The organism is Pseudomonas fluorescens (assembly GCF_019212185.1).
Lineage (GTDB): Bacteria > Pseudomonadota > Gammaproteobacteria > Pseudomonadales > Pseudomonadaceae > Aquipseudomonas.
This window is the reverse complement of sequence record NZ_CP078138.1, coordinates 5,110,285-5,129,692: the sequence shown is the minus strand read 5'-3', so window position 1 is coordinate 5,129,692 and position 19,408 is coordinate 5,110,285. Positions and strand designations below refer to the sequence as shown.

Annotated in this window: 14 protein-coding genes and 2 pseudogenes; 4 read left to right on the top strand and 12 right to left on the bottom strand. The window is 60.7% G+C overall.

Annotated elements, in window-relative coordinates:
• Nucleotides 1–129 precede the first annotated feature (129 nt).
• From KW062_RS22945 to arcD (KW062_RS22935), 3 genes are all read right to left on the bottom strand, one after another.
• Entirely contained in the window at nucleotides 130–1,140 is a 1,011-nt protein-coding gene (locus tag KW062_RS22945) for an ornithine carbamoyltransferase (protein WP_027619845.1), read from the bottom strand.
• A gap of 68 nt (nucleotides 1,141–1,208) precedes the next feature.
• Nucleotides 1,209–2,465 (bottom strand): arginine deiminase, encoded by a 1,257-nt coding sequence (arcA, locus tag KW062_RS22940; RefSeq protein WP_027619846.1) that lies wholly within the window; start codon nucleotides 2,463–2,465, stop codon nucleotides 1,209–1,211.
• A 37-nt stretch (nucleotides 2,466–2,502) separates the two neighbouring features.
• On the bottom strand, nucleotides 2,503–3,930 hold the full coding sequence (gene arcD, locus KW062_RS22935; RefSeq protein ID WP_027619847.1) for an arginine-ornithine antiporter: 1,428 nt from the start codon (nucleotides 3,928–3,930) through the stop codon (nucleotides 2,503–2,505).
• Between the two features lie 431 nt (nucleotides 3,931–4,361).
• On the opposite strand from arcD (KW062_RS22935), the gene arcD (KW062_RS22930) reads away from it, so the two are divergent.
• Nucleotides 4,362–5,789 (top strand): arginine-ornithine antiporter, encoded by a 1,428-nt coding sequence (gene arcD / locus KW062_RS22930; RefSeq protein WP_027619848.1) that lies wholly within the window; start codon nucleotides 4,362–4,364, stop codon nucleotides 5,787–5,789.
• Nucleotides 5,786–6,655, top strand: a complete 870-nt coding sequence (locus tag KW062_RS22925) for a DNA-3-methyladenine glycosylase family protein (RefSeq protein WP_105753868.1) — start codon at nucleotides 5,786–5,788, stop codon at nucleotides 6,653–6,655. Before arcD (KW062_RS22930) ends, KW062_RS22925 begins: the two co-directional genes overlap by 4 nt.
• A gap of 9 nt (nucleotides 6,656–6,664) precedes the next feature.
• Here KW062_RS22925 and KW062_RS29335 read toward each other — a convergent pair.
• The 9 genes and pseudogenes from KW062_RS29335 to gap all read right to left on the bottom strand — a co-directional run.
• A pseudogene (locus KW062_RS29335) lies at nucleotides 6,665–7,198 on the bottom strand (methyl-accepting chemotaxis protein); the annotation flags it as partial.
• Nucleotides 7,199–7,522: 324 nt separating this feature from the next.
• A pseudogene (locus KW062_RS29330) lies at nucleotides 7,523–8,530 on the bottom strand (PDC sensor domain-containing protein); the annotation flags it as partial.
• A 449-nt stretch (nucleotides 8,531–8,979) separates the two neighbouring features.
• Complete coding sequence (locus KW062_RS22915) at nucleotides 8,980–9,375, bottom strand: YbaN family protein (protein WP_105753867.1); 396 nt, start codon at nucleotides 9,373–9,375, stop codon at nucleotides 8,980–8,982.
• 87 nt (nucleotides 9,376–9,462) lie between these two features.
• Nucleotides 9,463–10,071 (bottom strand): biliverdin-producing heme oxygenase, encoded by a 609-nt coding sequence (locus KW062_RS22910; protein ID WP_027619852.1) that lies wholly within the window; start codon nucleotides 10,069–10,071, stop codon nucleotides 9,463–9,465.
• A 178-nt stretch (nucleotides 10,072–10,249) separates the two neighbouring features.
• Complete coding sequence (locus KW062_RS22905) at nucleotides 10,250–12,835, bottom strand: TonB-dependent receptor (protein WP_027619853.1); 2,586 nt, start codon at nucleotides 12,833–12,835, stop codon at nucleotides 10,250–10,252.
• Nucleotides 12,836–12,955: 120 nt separating this feature from the next.
• Nucleotides 12,956–13,927, bottom strand: a complete 972-nt coding sequence (locus tag KW062_RS22900; protein WP_105753866.1) for a FecR family protein — start codon at nucleotides 13,925–13,927, stop codon at nucleotides 12,956–12,958.
• Between the two features lie 117 nt (nucleotides 13,928–14,044).
• Entirely contained in the window at nucleotides 14,045–14,563 is a 519-nt protein-coding gene (locus tag KW062_RS22895) for an RNA polymerase sigma factor (protein WP_027619855.1), read from the bottom strand.
• A 78-nt stretch (nucleotides 14,564–14,641) separates the two neighbouring features.
• A complete protein-coding gene (locus KW062_RS22890; RefSeq protein WP_027619856.1) occupies nucleotides 14,642–15,106 on the bottom strand; it encodes a methylglyoxal synthase in 465 nt (154 codons plus the stop codon).
• 149 nt (nucleotides 15,107–15,255) lie between these two features.
• On the bottom strand, nucleotides 15,256–16,257 hold the full coding sequence (gene gap, locus KW062_RS22885) for a type I glyceraldehyde-3-phosphate dehydrogenase (RefSeq protein WP_105753865.1): 1,002 nt from the start codon (nucleotides 16,255–16,257) through the stop codon (nucleotides 15,256–15,258).
• A gap of 222 nt (nucleotides 16,258–16,479) precedes the next feature.
• Here gap and edd point away from each other — a divergent pair, with 222 nt between their 5' ends.
• Nucleotides 16,480–18,306 carry a phosphogluconate dehydratase gene (edd, locus tag KW062_RS22880; protein WP_105753864.1) on the top strand — a complete coding sequence of 609 codons (1,827 nt, stop codon included), beginning with the start codon at nucleotides 16,480–16,482 and terminating at the stop codon, nucleotides 18,304–18,306.
• The gene (locus KW062_RS22875) at nucleotides 18,303–19,253 is read left to right on the top strand and encodes a glucokinase (RefSeq protein WP_027619859.1); all 951 of its coding nucleotides are present in this window, start codon (nucleotides 18,303–18,305) and stop codon (nucleotides 19,251–19,253) included. The genes edd and KW062_RS22875 overlap by 4 nt, the downstream gene beginning before the upstream one ends.
• The last annotated feature ends 155 nt before the right edge of the window (nucleotides 19,254–19,408 follow it).

Sequence of the window (19,408 nt, the reverse complement as noted above, 5' to 3'; positions counted from 1 at the left end):
GGAATGTACAGTCGATCCGGTCATTTGTAGGAGCGAGCCTGCTCGCGATGGGGGCCTGGCAGTCGATATTGTTGTCGACCGGTACGGCGCTATCGCGAGCAGGCTCGCTCCTACAGGGGGAGCGAAGGCTTACAGGTCGGCCAGGGTCGACACCAGGATCGCCTTGATGGTGTGCATGCGGTTTTCCGCTTGCTCGAAGGCGATGCAGGCAGGGGACTCGAACACGTCGTCAGTCACTTCGATGCCGTTGGACAGATGTGGATACTGCTCGGCGATCTGTTTGCCGACCTTGGTGTCGCTGTTGTGGAACGCCGGCAGGCAGTGCATGAACTTGGTGCGTGGGTTGCCGGTGGCTTTCATCAGCTCGGCGTTGACCTGGTACGGCAGCAGTTGCTGGATACGCTCGGCCCAGGCTTCAACCGGCTCACCCATCGATACCCAGACGTCGGTGTGGATGAAGTCCACGCCCTTGACCGCGGCTTTCGGGTCTTCGGTCAGGGTGATGCGCGCGCCGCTTTCTTCGGCGTACTTGTTGCAACGTTCCACCAGATCGTCATGCGGCCACAGGGCTTTCGGTGCGCAGATACGCACGTCCATGCCCAGCTTGGCGCCGATCAGCAGCAGCGAGTTACCCATGTTGTTGCGGGCGTCGCCCAGGTAGACGTAGCTGATTTCGTGGATCGGCTTGTCGGCGTGCTCACGCATGGTCAGCACGTCGGCGATCATTTGCGTTGGGTGGTATTCGTCGGTCAGGCCGTTGAACACGGGAACACCGGCGAACTTGGCCAGTTCTTCAACGATTTCCTGCTTGAAGCCACGGTACTCGATGGCGTCGTACATGCGCCCCAGAACGCGGGCGGTGTCCTTCATGCTTTCTTTATGGCCGATCTGCGACGAGTTCGGGTCGATGTAGGTGACGTTCGCGCCCTGGTCATAAGCTGCCACTTCGAACGCACAGCGGGTGCGGGTCGAGGTTTTTTCGAAGATCAGCGCGATGTTGTTGCCTTTGAGGTGCTGCTGCTCGGTACCGGTGTACTTGGCGCGTTTCAGGTCGCGGGACAGATCGAGCAGATAACGCAATTCGCGAGGGGTGTGGTGTTCCAGGCTCAGCAGATTGCGGTTGTGAATGTTAAAAGCCATTTTGGATCTCCTTGGATTTCGGTTATCCCCCTGGCCGCACTGGATAAGTGGCGGCCAGGGTTAATTGGTTAGTAGTCGATTGGGTCGCGGACGATTGGGCAGGTCATGCAGTGACCGCCGCCACGACCACGGCCAAGCTCGCCGGCGCTGATGGTGATGACCTCGATCCCGGCCTTGCGCAGCAGGGTATTGGTGTAAGTGTTGCGGTCGTAACCGATCACCACGCCTGGCTCTACCGCCACCACGTTGTTGCCGTCGTCCCACTGCTCGCGTTCGGCGGCGAAGCTGTTGCCACCGGTTTCCACCACGCGCAGGGCCTTGAGGTTGAGGGCCTTGGCGACCACGTCGAGGAAAGTGCCTTCCTCGCGGCGGATATCAATGCCGCCGTGTTTGCTGTCGTCAGGACGCAGGGTGAAGGCAACGATCTGGTTTACCACTTCCGGGAAGATCGTCACCAGGTCGCGATCGCAGAAGCTGAACACGGTGTCCAGGTGCATGGCGGCGCGGGATTTTGGCAGGCCGGCGACAATCACTTTCTCGACGGCTTTGTTCTTGAACAGGTTCAGCGCCAGTTGGCCAATGGCTTGGCGGGAGGTGCGTTCGCCCATGCCAATCAGCACGACACCGTTGCCGATTGGCATCACGTCGCCGCCTTCCAGGGTCGAACTGCCGTGATCCTTTTCCGGGTCGCCGTACCAGATCTCGAATTCGGCATTGGTGAACTGCGGGTGGAATTTATAGATGGCGGTGGTCAGCAAGGTTTCCTGACGTCGCGCCGGCCAGTACATCGGGTTCAGTGTCACGCCGCCATAGATCCAGCAGGTGGTGTCGCGGGTGAACTGGGTGTTGGGCAGCGGCGGCAGGATGAAGCTGGAGTGGCCGAGGAAGTCGCGGAACATCTGGATGGTTTTGCCGCCGAAACTGTCCGGCAGATCATCGGCGGACACGCCGCCAATCAGGAATTCGGCGATGTGTCGTGGCTCCAGGCTTTTCAGCCAGGATTTGACTTCGTTGATCAGGCCCAGGCCCACCGAGTCTGCGGTGACCTTGTGGTCGAGAATCCAGTCCAGTGCTTCAGGGATGGCAACGATGTCGGTCAACAGGTTGTGCATTTCCAGCACGTCGATGCCGCGCTCGCGCATCTTGGTGACGAAGTCGAAGTGGTCGCGCTTGGCTTGGGCAACCCACAGCACGTCGTCGAACAGCAGTTCGTCGCAGTTGTTCGGGGTCAGCCGCTGGTGGGCCAGGCCCGGGGAGCAAACCATGACTTTACGCAGTTTTCCGGCTTCAGAATGGACGCCGTACTTAACTTTTTCCGTGGTCATTACAGTGATCCTCCAGATGACAAAATAAACTTGGGTATTACAGAGTCAGGAAGCCGTCATAGAGCCCATAGGCCGCAAACAGGGCGCCTATGACTACTACAGCAAAAATCAGCTTCTCGACGTTGGTGAAGACAGGTTTGCCCAACTCGCGCTTGGCCTTGGCGAACAGAATCACGCCAGGGGCATACAGCAGGGCGGACAGCAGCAGGTATTTCAGGCCGCCGGCGTAGATCAGCCAGACCGCGTAGATCAGGGCAATCGCGCCGATGAACAGGTCTTTCTTGCGTTCGGCGATGGCGTTCTCGTAAGACTCACCGCGCACTGCCAGGAGCAGGGCGTAGGCCGCCGACCACAGGTAAGGCACCAGGATCATCGAGGTGGCGAGGTAGATCAGCGACAGGTAAGTACTGGCCGAGAACAGAGTGATGACGAGGAAAATCTGCACCATCGCGTTGGTCAGCCACAGGGCATTGACCGGTACGTGGTTGGCGTTTTCCTTGCGCAGGAACTCCGGCATGGTGTGGTCCTTGGCGGCGGCGAACATGATTTCCGCACACAGCAGCACCCACGACAGCAAGGCACCCAGCAGCGAGATGATCAGACCGACGCTGATCAGCACCGCGCCCCAGTGGCCCACCACGTGCTCAAGCACGGCTGCCATGGAAGGGTTCTGCAGTTTGGCCAGTTCCGGTTGAGTCATGATGCCCAGCGACAGCACGTTCACCAGCACCAGGAACAGCAGCACAGTGATGAAGCCGATTACGGTGGCCTTACCCACGTCCGAGCGTTTTTCGGCACGGGACGAGAAGATGCTCGCCCCCTCGATACCGATGAACACCCACACGGTGACCAGCATCATGTTGCGCACCTGATCCATCACGCTGCCCAGATCAGGGTTCTTGATGCCCCAGATGTCAGCAGTGAAGATGTCCAGTTTGAAGGCGAACAAGGCGATCAGGACAAACAGCAGCAGCGGCACGACTTTGGCGACCGTGGTCACCAGGTTAATGAACGCGGCTTCCTTGATCCCGCGCAGGACCAGGAAATGCACGGCCCACAGCAGCACCGAGGCGCCGATGATGGCGGCGACGGTATTGCCCTCACCGAAAATCGGGAAGAAGTAACCCAGGGTGCTGAACAGCAAGACGAAGTAGCCGACGTTGCCCAGCCAGGCACTGATCCAATAGCCCCAGGCCGAAGAGAAACCCATGTAATCGCCGAAACCGGCCTTGGCGTAGGCGTACACCCCGCCGTCGAGATCCGGTTTACGGTTGGCCAGGGTCTGGAACACAAAAGCCAGGGTCAACATACCCACGGCGGTGATTGCCCAACCAATTAAAACTGCACCCACATCGGCACTTGCCGCCATGTTTTGGGGCAGGGAGAAGATCCCGCCACCAATCATCGAGCCGACCACCAGCGCGACTAAGGCACCTAGTCGTAGTTTTCCGGGAGCTTCTGACATTGTATGACTCCGTTGCAGGAGAAGAGAGGCTTCAGATTAAGTCTGCTTGCGCTTAGAACACCTGATCTAGATCAGTCCATTGATACATTCCATTGCTTGTCATAGACGAATTAAAGCTTCGGTAACGGCCAAGAGTGCCTATTCTAGAGGCGTGTAGGATGTTGAGCAGGAATGGATCCTATTGCTCAAGGATTAGAAATTAGTTGGTTTTCAGGAATGTGCAAATTTTTACGGCAATTTCAGGCGGTGATTGAACTTTTTCAAAGTCGCCGGAAAATGACCTCCGTCTTCTGTTGTTTTAGACGAGAAAATTCTAAAAAATGGTTTATTTTTAGCGTTACCTGATAAACGAAATGCCAAACTTGATATTTACTGAAGAGCACACTGTTATGCTCTTTTTCTATGACAATCAGTTGACGTGAGAGGTAACGATGTCGCAACCGGCGCAAAAGCTGAGACTTAACGCATTGATCGCGCTGGTCGTCGGCTCGATGATCGGCGGGGGGATTTTCTCCTTGCCGCAGAACATGGCCGCCCGTGCCGACGCCGGCGCCGTACTGATCGGCTGGGGCATCACCGCGGTAGGCATGCTGACCCTGGCCTTTGTGTTCCAGACCCTGGCCAACCGCAAGCCCGAACTGGACTCCGGGGTCTATGCCTATGCCAAGGCCGGTTTCGGCGATTACATGGGCTTTTCCTCGGCCTGGGGCTACTGGATCAGCGCCTGGCTGGGAAACGTCGGCTACTTCGTCCTGCTGTTCAGCACCCTCGGTTACTTCTTCCCGGTCTTCGGCCAAGGCAACACGCCAATTGCCATTGCCTGCGCCTCTGCTCTGCTGTGGGGCGTGCATTTCCTGGTGATGCGCGGGATCAAGGAAGCCGCGTTCATCAATCAGCTGACCACCGTGGCGAAGATCGTGCCGCTGGTGATGTTCATCGTGATCGCCGCCGTGGCGTTCAAAGCCGACATCTTCACCCGTGATATCTGGGGCCGCAGCAATCCGAATTTCGGCAGCGTGATGGATCAGGTGCGCAACATGATGCTGGTCACGGTGTTCGTGTTCATCGGCATCGAAGGCGCCAGCGTCTATTCCGCCCGTGCCGAAAAGCGCTCGGATGTGGGCCGGGCGACGGTCATCGGTTTTATCGGGGTACTGGCGCTGCTGGTGCTGGTCAACGTGTTGTCCCTGGGGATCATGAGCCAGCCGGAGCTCGCCGAGTTGCAGAACCCTTCGCTGGCGGCGGTGCTGGAGCACATTGTCGGACCGTGGGGCGCATTGCTGATCAGTATCGGCCTGGCGATTTCGCTGCTGGGTGCGTTGCTGTCGTGGGCGCTGCTGTGCGCCGAAATTCTCTTTGCCACGGCGCGAGACAAGACCATGCCGGCGTTCCTGAAAAAGGAGAACGCCAATCATGTACCGGTCAATGCCCTGTGGCTGACCAACGTAATGATCCAGATTTTCCTGCTAATCACCCTGTTTTCCGCCGGTACCTACACCAGTCTGATCTACCTCGCGTCCTCGATGATCTTGGTGCCGTACCTGTGGTCGGCGGCCTATGCAGTGCTGTTGAGCGGACGCGGTGAAACCTACGAGAACGCCTCCGCCGAGCGCCGCAAGGACCTGCTGATCGGTGGTATCGCCCTGGTCTATGCGGTGTGGTTGCTGTATGCCGGCGGGGTTAAATACCTGCTTTTGTCGGCGCTGCTGTATGCGCCGGGGGTGATCCTGTTTGCCAAGGCCAAGCATGAGCAGGGGCAGCCGCTGTTCACCCACATCGAAAAAGGCATTTTTGCCGGCGTGGTACTGGGCGCACTGGTGGCGGCCTATGGGCTGTACGACGGCTTCCTCAGCTTGTGAAACTACGGCTCGACTATCAGCCACCCTATGACTGGCCGGCGATGCTCGGCTTTTTCGCAACGCGAGCAATCAGCGGGCTGGAGACGGTCAACGACGGTGTGTACTCGCGCAACTTCAGCCTGCACGGCGAGCACGGCAGATTCTCGGTCAGTGCGGGCGCGGGTGACTGGCTGGAGTTGACCCTGTTTGAGGTAACACCCGCGCTCGTGCCTGAAGTCGTCGCCCGGGTGCGGCGGATGTTTGACCTGGACGTCGATCTGCTGCCGATCCATCGGCACCTGGCGGCGGATCCGCTGTTGGCGCCGTTAATTGCTGCGCGCCCGGGAGTGAAGGTGCCCGGCGCCTGGGACGGTCTTGAGTTGGCGATACGCGCGGTACTGGGACAACAGATCACAGTGGTTGCGGCAATCAAACTGGCGGGCAAATTGGTTGAACGCTATGGCGCTCGGGTGGCATCACCTGCGCCCGGTTTGAGCCACCTGTTTCCCGAGGCTGCGGTATTGGCACACGCCGACCTGGCAACCCTCGGCATGCCCCGTAGCCGCGGCCGAACCTTGTCAGGGGTGGCGCAGGCGCTGCTGGATAATCCACAGATTTTTGAGCCTGGCCCCAACTTGCGTACCAGCGTCACACCATTGCTGGCGCTGTGGGGCGTGGGCGAGTGGACGGCGCAGTACATAGCGCTGAGGCAGATGCGCCACGCGGATGCGCTTCCGGTGGCGGATGTCGGGCTGCTCAACGCACTGACCGCCCTCGAGGAGCGGCCTGTGACGGCAGTCGAGTTACTCGCCCGCGCCGAGCCCTGGCGCCCCTACCGGGGCTATGGGGCGCAACTGCTCTGGACTTTCTTGAGTCGCGCCGATTGATACCGTGGCTTAAACCCGGAACTGATCCATCAATTTCATCTGCTGGGTCGCCAGTGAATTGAGCTGACTGCTGATCTGCGCCGACTCGGTGGCCTGCTCGGTGAGGGTTTCGGTGACGGTGCGGATCGCCGAGACGTTGCGATTGACCTCTTCGGCCACCGCGCTCTGCTGTTCGGCGGCGCTGGCGATCTGCAGGTTCATGTCGCTGATCACCGTGACCGCTTCGCTGATCTTGCCCAGGGCCTGTACCGCCTGCTGGATCTGCCCGGCGTTGCTGTGGGCCTGGGTCTGGCTCGAGTGCATGGTGGCGACCACGCCACGGGTGCCGGTTTGAATCCGCTCGATCACCAGACGAATCTCTTCCACCGAATCCTGGGTGCGCTTGGCCAAGTTGCGCACCTCATCGGCGACCACCGCAAAGCCACGACCGCTTTCTCCGGCGCGTGCGGCTTCGATGGCGGCGTTCAGGGCCAGCAGGTTGGTCTGCTCGGCAATGCTGCGGATTACTTCCAGCACCGAGCCGATCTGCTCGCTGTTGACGGCCAGGGCTTCGACCTCGGTGACCGCCTTGCTGACTTCTTCGGCAAGTTGGCTGATGTCGCGGGTGCTGCGCTCGATGATCGCCATGCCATCACGGGCCGACTGATCGGCGCCCTTGGCGGCGCTGGCGGCATTCGAGGCACTGTTGGCGACGTCGTGGGCGGTGGCGCTCATCTCGTTGGACGCAGTGGCGACCTGGTCGATCTCGCGGAACTGCACCTGCATGCCTTCGCTGGTCTGGCGGGCAATGGCCGAAGACTGGTCAGCGGTGCCGCGGGCATCGCTGATGCTCTGTTTGATCTGGGAGATGGTCGGTTGCAACTTGTCGAGGAAGCGGTTGAACCAGCTCACCAGTTCGCCCAACTCATCTTGCTTGGTGTAGTTCAGGCGCTGGGTCAGGTCACCGTCACCGCTGGCAATCGCCTTGAGCATGTTTGCCACGCTGTTGATCGGCCGGGTCACGCCCGAGGCCGTAAGCCACATCAGCAGCAGACCAAGGACGCCGGCGCCAATAGCCACCAGCAGAGTCTTGAGGGTGCCGCTGTTCCGCGCGTCGTCCAGCACTGTCTGGAGTTTCGCCGAGTCGGCCAGCAGAACCTGTTGCGGAAGGTCGATGACCACGGCCCAGGCCTTGGTCTCGGGCACCGGGTTGACCGGGTACACGGCGCGGATCAGTTCACCTTGTTTCAACACTTTCGGCGTGCCGCCAGTGAGCAGTTGCAGCACGTCCTTGCCGTCGCTGCCGAGGGTGTCGACGATGTTCTTGCCCAACTGGCTGGCGTCAGTGCTGTAACCGGCCAGTACGCCGCTGCCGGAGACGATCAGCATGTGCCCGGCACCGTCGAACAACTCGCGTTGGGAGCTCAGTGCGGCGGCTTGCAGGGCATCCAGGGAGATATCGATACCCACCACGCCAATGGCCTTGCCATTGACCAGCAGTGGCACCGCGATGCTGGTCATCAGCATATCTTTGCCGCCGACGGTATCGGCGTAGGGATCCAGCAGGCAGGTACGCTTGCTGTCGCGTGGGCAGGTGTACCAGCTGTTGTACGGCGTGCCGCTGAGGTTAAGGGTGGTCTTGGTCATGTCCTCTTCAGTCATGATGGTGTTTTCTGCGCTGCCGGCGGCGCGGCTCCAGTAGCTGGCGAAACGTCCAACTTCGTTGGAGCGACGGGTGACGTCATTGACGAACTCGCTGTCCTTGCCATCCAGGCCGTTGGGTTCGTAGGCCAGCCAGATACCCAGTACCCGGGGGTTGCGTTCGAAGGCGGTTTTCAGGCTCTGGTTCAACTCTTCACGCAACACCCCGGCCTCGAGTGAGCGTTTGGCGGCCATGGTGCGCAGGTCGGCAACCTGGTCGGCGAGGGCGGTGACCACCAGCAGGCTTTCACCAAAAGTCTTCTGCACCCGCACCGCCTGCTCGGCGGCTTTGGCCTGCAGCAAGTTCTCGACGCTGGCGGTGAGCATGCGCGTGCTGGAACTGCTGACCAACTCGTCGTTCTGGTTGGTCTGGTAGATGTTCATCCCGACAATCAGCCCGACCACGCCCAACAGGCACAGTCCAGACAACAGCACGATTTTCAGGCGGATGGAAAGAGAGTCGAACATGGGGCGATCTCGCGAATGGGTGTCGGATTGGCGGTGGGTCTTGAGCGACCGGTTCGCCAAATCCATTCAGCGCCATGTGCGAGACATCGGCCTATAAAGGCAGGGCATGAGGGGCAACCGATGAACGGTTGATGAGTTGTCCTTAATACCTGCAAGTTTGGCAGGATCGCAACGGTTCAGGATGGGCTGGGAACCGATTCCGGTCGCGACCAGATCCACGCATTACCCAGGCTCATCCCGGCGATCGCCATGTAAATGGGCCAGCCGTGGTCGAGCATTACCAGCATCAAGCCCGCGCACAGCAACATGCTGGCGGTAGCGCTGACCTTGGCCCTGCGGGCAATGATTCGGCCATTGCGCCAGTTGCTCAGGATCGGGCCAAACAGCCGGTGGTTTTCCAGCCAGGCACTCAGGCGCGGCGAGCTTTTGGTTGCGGCCCAGGCGGCCAGCAGGATGAACTCGGTGGTGGGCAACCCGGGAATGACGATCGCGACGAGGCCGATTGCCAGGCTGACGTAAGCCAGGAGAGCAAAAAGAATACGGGCAAGTTTGGAGGTGACGAGGCGAGGCATGGGCGTTGACTGACTGCGCTTGATCGGAAGGGGAGAGCTTGCCAGGTTGTTGCCGGAGCGGGCGAACCCGCTCCAACAGAAGGGGCCTCAAGCCAACTCAGGCGCGCTGGCGTAAGCCTGTTCCAGCAGCACGGTGAAGCGGTTGAAGGCATCGATGGCGCCTTTCTCCACCGCTGCTTCTTCTTCAGCGCTGAAGGTCAGGCCGTCGAGGGTCTTGATAAAGCTTTTCCAGCCTTCGGCGCGACCACCGGCCGGCTCGCCGAGGTGACGGGCACCGAAAGTTTCGCTCAGGCCCAGGCCCACGGCGCGCTTGATCAAGAACGCGGCACCGAGTTTCGAACCTTCGGAAACGAAGATCCAGCCCAGGGCTTCGGCTTTGCTCGGGTTGCTCACGGCACCGGCGACCGGCGCCGGCACTTCGGTGTCGAGGTCGGCCAGGTCAGCCTTGGCGGCCTCGGCACGGCAGCGCTCGGCGAGGTCGGGGACAATGGCGATCAGTTCCGCATCGTTGTACAGCGCGACCAGTTCCGACTGGAACAGGTACTGGGCCACCACGAAACGGGCGAAGTTGGCCTGGGTTTCAAAGGGCGCATGGGCCTTGACCAGCGCGTCGAGCTTGGCATGCGGCTCGTTGGTGATCTGATTCAGGCGTTGCGAACGCAGGCTCGGGCGTTGGGTAGAGTCGGCAGCGGTCATGAAGAAGTCCTTGAGAGAAAGAGGCGCTTGGTAACTAGACGAACCAAGTGGGGCAGTAGAGTAAAAATTGATTGGGATGTGCCTGCCCAGGGCATGCGGCGCTGCAAATCCGTGTAGGAGCGAGCCTGCTCGCTCCTACACGGGAGGGGGGGCAAAGTTGGGCTCCCCCACCGTGCAATCAGATATCCCAGATCAGGTTGATCGCAAAGTTGCGGCCTGGCTCCGTCAGGCGGTCGAGGTTGGCCGGGCTGAGTACCGCGGCTTCACCCACGCTGTCGTAGCCGCGCACGTTGTCCCACTGCCAGTATTTCTTGTCGCCCAGGTTGTAGATCCCGGCGTTGAGGGTGACGTCGTCGGTGACTTTGTAGAAACCGGAGAGGTCGAGTACGCCGTAGCCTGGGGTCTTGAACTGGCCGCTGGTGCCGTCCGGCGAATAGAAGTTGCTGTCGTCCACCAGGTTTTTCTTCTGCACCAGGGTCCAGCTGAGCAAGCCACCGTAGCGGTCCTGGTCATAGCCCAGACCGAACACGCCGGTCATCGGGTTGACTGCGTTGATTGGCTCACCAGTGTCGTTGTTTTCACCGTGGGCGTAGGCAATCGCGCCCTGGGTGTACAGGCCCTGTGGCGCGCCGAAGGTATCGAGGTTCAAGCGACCCTTGACCTCAAAGCCCTTGATGGTGGCGTGCTTGATGTTGTTGCTCTGGAACGTCAGCTCGTTGTAGCCAGGGGTGACGGCGTCTTCGTTGATGAAATCGCGGTACTTGTTATAGAACACCGCCACATCGAAGTTGCCCGACTCGAAGTTGCCGCGCAGGCCGGTCTCGTAGCTCTTGCTCTTTTCCGGCTCGAGGTCCGGATTCGGCTCGACGCTGTAACCAGGGTTAGTGTTTTCGAAGCGTCCGTACAACGCCTTGGCCGTCGGGGTGCGGAAGCCTTCGGCGTACTTGCCGTACCATTTGTAGTTGTCGTTGAAGGCGTAGGTCAGGCCGAAGTTGGGCGAGACGCGGTGCCAGTTCTTGTTCTCGTCACTGACAGTCCCCAGGCCGTCAGGGGAGACGGTGTTGAGGAATTCCTGGGTGATGTGCGGCTTGAGTTCGGTGTAGTCGTAGCGCAGGCCCGGCATGAAGGTCCACTGGTTCCAGGCGATCGAATCCTGCACGAACAAGGCATAGGTGTTGATGGTCGGGTCCGGGAAGTCGCTGGATTTTTTCAGCACGTCGGACGGGCTGATTGCACCGATGGCGGTGCAGCCGCGACCCACAGCCAGGCAAGTACCGCTGCCGCTGCGCGAACCGGTGACCTTTTCCTGCTTGATGCTGGTGCCGTAGGTCAGCAGGTGCTCGGTTTCACCGATGACAAACGACTTGTCCAGTTGCGCGTCGAACACCCACTGCTTTTCTTCGTACAGGGTTTCCCGCGAGCGCATCACGTTGCGGGTGAACGGGAAGTAGTTTTCCAGGGTGCTCTGGTCGGTCTTGGCGATCTGGTGGTTCAGGCTCCACTTGACGTTGTCGGCCAGCAGCGAGTCGAGGGCGAAGGTGTGCTGCAGGCCGAAACGCTCACGGCTGATGGTGTCGTTACCGGTGCGCGAGCGGTACATGCCCAGCGGTTGGCCACCGTTGAACGGGCCGCCGACCGCGCTTTTCTGATTGCTGTCGTTGTCGTCCTTGTACTTCTCGTAGGTCAGGCCCAGGCGCGCGTCGTCGGCGTAGTCCCAGCCAGCCTTGGCCAGTACGTTGGTGGTGCGCACGTCTTCCGGGTTGGCGGCGGTGCGATCCAGGCCAGTGCCGTTGTAGTGATCGTAGGATTCGGTCTCGTGACCGTCGCGCTGGCTGAAGTGCAGCAAACCGTCGAACTGCTCGACGCGGCCGGCGACGGTGGCGGATTTCAGCCAGCTGTCATCGGCCGAGCTGTAGCCGGTTTTCAGGCGGGCACCGACGTCCTGGCCGGGCTTGATGATGTCATCCGGGTCGAGAGTGAAGTAGCTCACCGCACCGCCGATGGCGCTGCTGCCATAAAGGGCCGAAGCCGGGCCGCGGAGAATTTCTACGCGCTTGATGATTTCCGGGTCGACGTAGTTGCGTTGGGTCTTGGCATACGGACCGTTGAAGAAGCCGTTGGGGATTTCCACGCCGTCGACCTGGGTCAGAATCCGGTCGCCGTCAATCCCGCGGATGTTGTAGCCGCTGATGCCTCCGCGTGTACCGGTGCCACCGACCGAAACGCCCGGTTCATAGCGCACCAGGTCCTTGATGCTGTTGACGTTGTTGCGATCGAGCTCTTCGCGGGTCTGTGCGCTGACCGTGGCCGGCACGCTGTCGATGCTCTGTTCCTGACGCGTGGCGCTGATGGTCATTTGCTGCAGGGCCAGGGTACCGCCGGCCGCTCGTTTTTCCAGGACGATGTTGTTCGCGCCCAATTTGCGATAGCTCAGGTTGGTCCCCACCAACAGGCGATCCAGGGCTTTTTCCGGGCTCAGTGCGCCATGTACACCCGGCGAGGCCACGCCTTCGCCGAGTTCCGCCGGCAAGCCGACCTGCCAGCCGGTGACGGCGGTGAAGGCATTGAGGGCCGACACCAGCGGCTGCTGGGCAATCGCGAAGCGGTAGTCGCCCATGTTGCGGCTTGGCGGCTGGGCCTGGGTCGCGGCCAGCACAGGTGCGGCCTGCACGCCGGCCATCAGGATGGCAGCAGTCAGCAGGGACAGCGTGCAATGGTGCACGCGAGAAGGTGAAGAGGACCGGCGGGTAAGGCGAGGGGACATCGATAGCGCTCCGTGTCGCACGAATCTTATAGGTGCAGATTGGCATCAATGATGCGAATCAATTGCATTGGCTATAACGAGACGTACGGGGAATGGCTATCGAGTAAAAATAATTCTCATTCAGTTCAAAATCACCAGCGCCGGGTACTCCTGGAGCTTGGCCGAGGTGATGTGTGCCAGTGAGCGCACCACGTCCAGTGGCTGGTCGAGACGGTAATTGCCGGTCACCGACACGTTGGCCAACTGTTCGTTGTTGTTGATGATCCAGCCCGGATAGTAGCGGCGCAATTCGGCCAGGACCTGGCTCAGCGGGCAGTTCTCGAACACCAGGCGACCCTGGACCCAGGCCAGGTCGGTGGCCGGATCAAGGCGGGCCGGTTGATCGAATCCGTTAGGGCCGATGCGGATGCTTTCACCGGCGCTCAAGCGGATACGCGCATCGCTGTGGGCGCTGCGCAAATCGACGTCGCCGCGTTGCACTCGGACCTGGGCGATGCCGTCGAGATAGCGTACGGCAAACGAGGTATCACGCACGCTGGCGGTGACCGGCCCGGCATCGATCTCCAGCGGCAGGCCGCGCTCGGCGGCGACTTCGAAAAAGGCTTCGCCCTGATACAGCCGGGCCACGCGCTTTTGCTCGTTGATGGTGCTGGAGAAGGCCGAGTTGGTGTTGAGCAGGACTTTTGAACCATCTTCGAGTTGCAGGCGCTGGCGTTCGCCAACCACGGTCAGGTGATCGGCCTGCAGGCGCATCGGCAGATTGCTGAAACTGAACAGGCCGAGAATCAGCACGGCGGCGGTGGCCAGGGGCTTCCAATGCGGGCGCAGGCGACCCAGCACGCTGACCTTGGGTTTGCGGCTGCCCAGGGTCTGTGCGCACTGCGCGACTTGTGGTCCATCCCAGATGGCTTGGGCCTTGGCGAAAGCTTCGCCGTTGCGCGGATCGGCGGTCAGCCAGGCCTGAAAGTCGCGGCTTTGTTCGGCGCTCGGACATTCCAGCACGATCAGCCAGTCCAGCGCCTGGTCCATCGCGCTGCTGCTGGCTGAATCCCGCGCCGAAGGAGGCGGGTCGGAGTTGGGGATGTCCGTCACGGGTGTTCCTCGACCACGTCTGCGCGCGGCTGGCTTCTGATAAAAGTGATGCAGGTTGCGCCTAGGGTAACAAAGCCCGGGCTCTGATGCAGTCGCGCAAATAGTTGTCGGACGGGATCAATCGGCGTTGAGGCGATCAGCCACCCCAACACAAATCGCCATGATCAACTTCAAGTCTTTTTGCACAGTGCTCAGGGACACATCGAGTTTGTCGGCGATCTCCAGATAGCTATGGCCGTGCAGGCGATTGAGGATGAAAATCTGCTGCTGGCGCGGGGTCAGTTGATTCAGGCTGATGTTCAAGCGTTCGAGCATCTGTTCGGCATGGGCGGCATCCTCGGCGCTGCTCAGCGGCGCTGCGACGCTTTGCACGACGTCCAGCGGCACGTCCTCGAGCAGGGTGCGCGACTGGATTCGTCGGGCGCGCAGGTGGTCCAGCGCGAGGTTGCGCGCGGTCTGGAAAACAAAGGGTTCGAGATGGTCGATCGGCCGTTCGCTCAAGGCCCGAGTCACGCGCAGGTAGGTCTCCTGCAACAGGTCCTCGGCGGTGCTGTGGTTATTGACCATCCGCTCCAAAGTGCGCAGCAGCGACACGCGCTGAGCGAGGAAGACGTGATTGAACTGCGCTTGACTCACGGTGGGACCTGCTCCATTTCAAGTGAATGATAATGCTTATCATCTGTATGAAAGGTCAAGCGCAAGTTTCTGTCGGAATTATCGGCGGCCTTGCAAATAGGCCGGATAGTCGGGGATCCGGTGGCTGTGTGGCTGGTCGATCAACGGGCTGCTGATCAGGTAGTCGGCGCTGCATTCATTGCAAGCCACGGGAATGTTCCACACCGCCGCGACCCGCAGCAGCGCCTTGATGTCCGGGTCGTGTGGCTGGGGTTCGAAGGGATCCCAGAAAAATATCAGCAGGTCGACGCGCTGCTCGGCGATTTGCGCGCCCAACTGCTGGTCGCCGCCCAGCGGGCCGCTGATCATGCTTTCAACGGGCAGGTCCAAGCGTTTGCTCAGCAGCATGCCGGTGGTGCCGGTGGCGACCAGATCGTGCTGGCTGAGGCGGTGTTTCTGTCGTTCGGTCCAATCGAGCAGGAAGGCCTTGCAGTGGTCGTGGGCGACCAGGGCAATGCGCTTGCGTGCGGGGATGGTTTTTTCGGTGAAGGTGATGCCGATCATGGGGGGATTCCGCTGGGGTTGCAGTGATGACTGTACCGGCCTAATCGCCAGCAAGCTGGCTCCTACAGGGTCGCGGTGCATATGAAACCTGTAGGAGCTGGCTTGTCGGGCCGCCGCATCGCAGCGAAGGCGCTAGTGCAGACGCCAAATTACTCCGCGTTACACAGCGCCAGGCAGTTATCCAGCATGCGGTTGGAGAACCCCCACTCGTTGTCGTACCAGGCGAGTACTTTAAGCAACTTGCCGCTGACCTTGGTGTGATTAGCGTCGAAAATCGACGACAGCGGGTTGTGGTTGAAGTCACTGGAAACCAGCGGCAGGGTGTTGTAGCCGAGGATCTTCGAGTGCTGGCTGGCTTCCTTGAGCAGAGCATTGACCTGCTCAGCGCTGGCTTCATGCTTCAGTTGCACGGTCAGATCCACCAGCGACACATTGATCACCGGCACGCGCACGGCCATCCCGGTCAACTTGCCGGCGAGTTCCGGCAGCACCAGGCCCACCGCTTCGGCGGCGCCGGTCTTGCTCGGGATCATGTTCTGCGTGGCCGAGCGCGCGCGGTACGGGTCGGTGTGGTAGACGTCGGTCAGGTTCTGGTCGTTGGTGTAGGCGTGGATGGTGGTCATCAGGCCGCTTTCGATACCCAGTTCGCGATGCAGCACCTGGGCAACCGGCGCCAGGCAATTGGTGGTGCACGACGCGTTGGAAATGATCTGGTGCGACTGGCGCAGGATGTCGTGGTTGAGCCCGTACACCACCGTGGCATCGGCGCCCTTGGCCGGTGCCGAGATGATGACTTTGCGCGCGCCGGCGCTAATATGCGCGGCGGCTTTAGCGCGGTCGGTGAACAGACCGGTGCATTCGAACACCACGTCGATTTTCTCTGCAGCCCATGGCAAGTCAGCCGGGTTGCGAATGGCGCTGACCGCGATCCGGTCACCGTTGACCGTCAAGCTTTCCTGATCGTGCTGGACGTCGGCATCGAAAGTGCCATGCACGGTGTCGTACTTGAGCAGGTGGGCGTTCATCGAGCTGTCGCCAAGATCATTGATGGCGACGATCTGCAGATCCTGACGATAGCCTTGGGTATACAGTGCGCGAAGGACGTTGCGGCCGATGCGGCCAAAACCATTGATTGCGATTCGAAGAGTCATTTGAGCAGCGCCGCCTTCGTTTTGTTGTTGGAATTACAAGATTATTCGCAAAAAAATAGAAAACAAGCCTTTTTGGTGGCAATATTTTGTTCAATCTACAACGAGCGACCTGAATCAACTGGTCCAAATGGTCAGGAATAATCGGCAAAAGCCAGCTGAGCCGCCTCTTGACCAGCATAGACACGAACAGGTCGCCACATCCGTTAGCCTGGAGTTCTACACATGCATCCCCGCGTACTTGAGGTCACCGAACGGCTTATCACCCGTAGCCGCGCTACCCGTGAGGCCTACCTTGCATTGATTCGCGGCGCCGCCAGTGATGGCCCGATGCGCGGCAAGCTGCAATGCGCCAACTTCGCCCATGGCGTGGCCGGATGCGGCGCGGACGACAAGCAGAACCTGCGGATGATGAATGCTGCCAACGTGGCAATTGTTTCGTCATATAACGACATGCTCTCGGCGCACCAGCCTTACGAGACCTACCCGGAACAAATTAAACAGGCCCTGCGCGAGATCGGTTCGGTCGGCCAGTTCGCCGGTGGCGTCCCGGCGATGTGTGATGGCGTGACCCAGGGCGAGCCGGGCATGGAGCTGGGCATTGCCAGCCGCGAAGTGATCGCGATGTCGACCGCCGTGGCGCTGTCCCACAACATGTTCGACGCGGCGATGATGCTCGGCATCTGCGACAAGATCGTGCCGGGCCTGATGATGGGCTCGCTGCGCTTCGGTCATCTGCCGACCATCTTCGTCCCGGGCGGGCCGATGGTCTCGGGGATTTCCAACAAGGAAAAAGCTGACGTGCGCCAGCGTTACGCCGAAGGCAAGGCCAGCCGCGAGGAGCTGCTGGAGTCGGAGATGAAGTCGTACCACAGCCCTGGCACTTGCACCTTCTACGGCACTGCCAACACCAACCAGTTGTTGATGGAAGTCATGGGCCTGCACTTGCCGGGCGCTTCGTTTGTCAACCCGAACACACCCTTGCGCGATGCCCTGACCCGCGAAGCGGCGTACCAGATCACCCGCATGACCAAGCAAAGCGGCAACTTCATGCCGATCGGCGAAATCGTCGACGAGCGTGCGCTGGTCAACTCGATCGTTGCCCTGCACGCCACCGGCGGTTCGACCAACCACACCCTGCACATGCCGGCGATTGCCATGGCCGCCGGGATCCAACTGACCTGGCAGGACATGGCCGACCTCTCCGAAGTGGTGCCGACACTCAGCCACGTCTACCCGAACGGTAAAGCCGACATCAACCACTTCCAGGCGGCGGGCGGCATGTCGTTCCTGATTCGCGAGTTGCTCGGCGCCGGGCTGCTGCATGAAAACGTCAACACCGTGGCCGGTCACGGCCTCAGTCGCTACACCCAGGAGCCTTTCCTGGAAGACGGCAAGCTGGTCTGGCGCGATGGCCCGACCGACAGCCTCGACGAAAATATCCTGCGTCCGGTAGCTCGGGCATTCTCGCCGGAAGGTGGCCTGCGGGTGATGGAAGGTAACCTCGGGCGCGGCGTGATGAAGGTCTCGGCGGTGGCGCCGGAGCACCAGGTGGTCGAAGCACCGGCCATGGTGTTCCAGGATCAACAAGACCTGGCCGATGCATTCCAGGCTGGCTTGCTGGAAAAAGATTTTGTCGCGGTGATGCGCTTCCAGGGCCCGCGCTCCAACGGCATGCCGGAACTGCACAAGATGACGCCGTTCCTCGGTGTGTTGCAGGACCGCGGCTTCAAAGTGGCGTTGGTCACCGACGGGCGCATGTCCGGTGCCTCGGGGAAAATCCCGGCGGCGATCCACGTCAGCCCGGAAGCTTTTGTCGGCGGTGCTTTGGCCCGCGTGCAAGAGGGCGATATGATCCGCGTCGATGGCGTCGAAGGCACCTTGCAGGTGCTGGTGGATGCCGATGAATTTGCCGCGCGTACCCCCGCCACCGGCCTGCTGGACAACGGCATTGGCTGCGGACGTGAACTGTTCGGCTTCATGCGCATGGCTTTCAGCTCGGCAGAGCAGGGCGCCAGCGCCTTTACCTCTGCCCTGGAGACACTTAAGTGAAGCTAGCGCTGGTCGGTGACATTGGTGGGACCAATGCACGTTTTGCGTTGTGGAAAGACCAGCAATTGGCCTCGGTCGAGGTGCTGGCAACCGCCGACTTCGCCTGCCCGGAAGACGCCATTGGCGTCTACTTGAAGGGCCTCGGCCTGGCGCCGGGGGCGATCGGCTCGGTGTGCCTGTCGGTCGCGGGCCCGGTGAGTGGTGATGAATTCAAGTTCACCAATAATCACTGGCGCCTGAGTCGCCAAGCGTTCTGCCAGACCCTGCAGGTCGAGCAATTGTTGCTGGTCAACGACTTTTCGGCGATGGCCCTCGGCATGACTCGCCTGCAGCCGGGCGAGTTTCGCGTGGTCTGCGAGGGCACGCCACAGCCGTTGCGTCCGGCGGTAGTGATCGGTCCCGGCACAGGGCTGGGCGTTGGCACCCTGCTCGATTGCGGCGAGGGTCGTTGGGCGGCGTTACCGGGTGAAGGTGGGCATGTCGACTTGCCGTTGAGCAGCCCGCGAGAAACCCAGTTGTGGCAGCAAATCCATAGCGAGATCGGTCACGTCAGCGCCGAAACTGCCCTCAGTGGCGGTGGCTTGCCTCGGGTCTATCGGGCGATCTGCGCGGTGGACGGGCATGAACCCGTGCTCAATACCCCGCAGGAAATCACCGCTGCCGGCCTGGCGGGTGATCCGATTGCCCTCGAAGTGCTGGAACAGTTCTGCTGCTGGCTGGGCCGTGTCGCCGGCAACAACGTGCTGACCACCGGCGCGCGCGGCGGTGTGTACATCGTCGGTGGAGTGATCCCGCGGTTTGCCGATTTCTTCCTGGAAAGCGGTTTTGCTCGTTGCTTTGCCGACAAGGGCTGCATGAGCGAGTATTTCAAGGGCATTCCGGTGTGGCTGGTGACAGCGCCGTATTCCGGCCTGATGGGGGCTGGGGTGGCGTTGGAGCAATCCTGAGGCTGCGGCGTCTGCATCGCTGGCAAGCCGCAAGCGGGCGCCAGATCCCACAAAATTGCACCGTCTGTAGGAGCTGGCTTGCCAGCGAACAGGAGATTTCGCACTGCCAGGGTCCACACCCAATCGGCCATAATTCGCCTCCAATTCCAACAACA

Excerpts from the sequence above, each read along its gene's own strand:
- KW062_RS22945 (WP_027619845.1), bottom strand. The coding sequence starts at position 1,140 with ATGGCTTTTAACATTCACAACCGCAATCTGCTGAGCCTGGAACACCAC.
- arcA (WP_027619846.1), bottom strand. The coding sequence starts at position 2,465 with ATGACCACGGAAAAAGTTAAGTACGGCGTCCATTCTGAAGCCGGAAAA.
- arcD (WP_027619847.1), bottom strand. The coding sequence starts at position 3,930 with ATGTCAGAAGCTCCCGGAAAACTACGACTAGGTGCCTTAGTCGCGCTG.
- arcD (WP_027619848.1), top strand. The coding sequence starts at position 4,362 with ATGTCGCAACCGGCGCAAAAGCTGAGACTTAACGCATTGATCGCGCTG.
- KW062_RS22915 (WP_105753867.1), bottom strand. The coding sequence starts at position 9,375 with ATGCCTCGCCTCGTCACCTCCAAACTTGCCCGTATTCTTTTTGCTCTC.
- KW062_RS22910 (WP_027619852.1), bottom strand. The coding sequence starts at position 10,071 with ATGACCGCTGCCGACTCTACCCAACGCCCGAGCCTGCGTTCGCAACGC.
- KW062_RS22905 (WP_027619853.1), bottom strand. The coding sequence starts at position 12,835 with ATGTCCCCTCGCCTTACCCGCCGGTCCTCTTCACCTTCTCGCGTGCAC.
- KW062_RS22890 (WP_027619856.1), bottom strand. The coding sequence starts at position 15,106 with ATGATCGGCATCACCTTCACCGAAAAAACCATCCCCGCACGCAAGCGC.
- gap (WP_105753865.1), bottom strand. The coding sequence starts at position 16,257 with ATGACTCTTCGAATCGCAATCAATGGTTTTGGCCGCATCGGCCGCAAC.
- edd (WP_105753864.1), top strand. The coding sequence starts at position 16,480 with ATGCATCCCCGCGTACTTGAGGTCACCGAACGGCTTATCACCCGTAGC.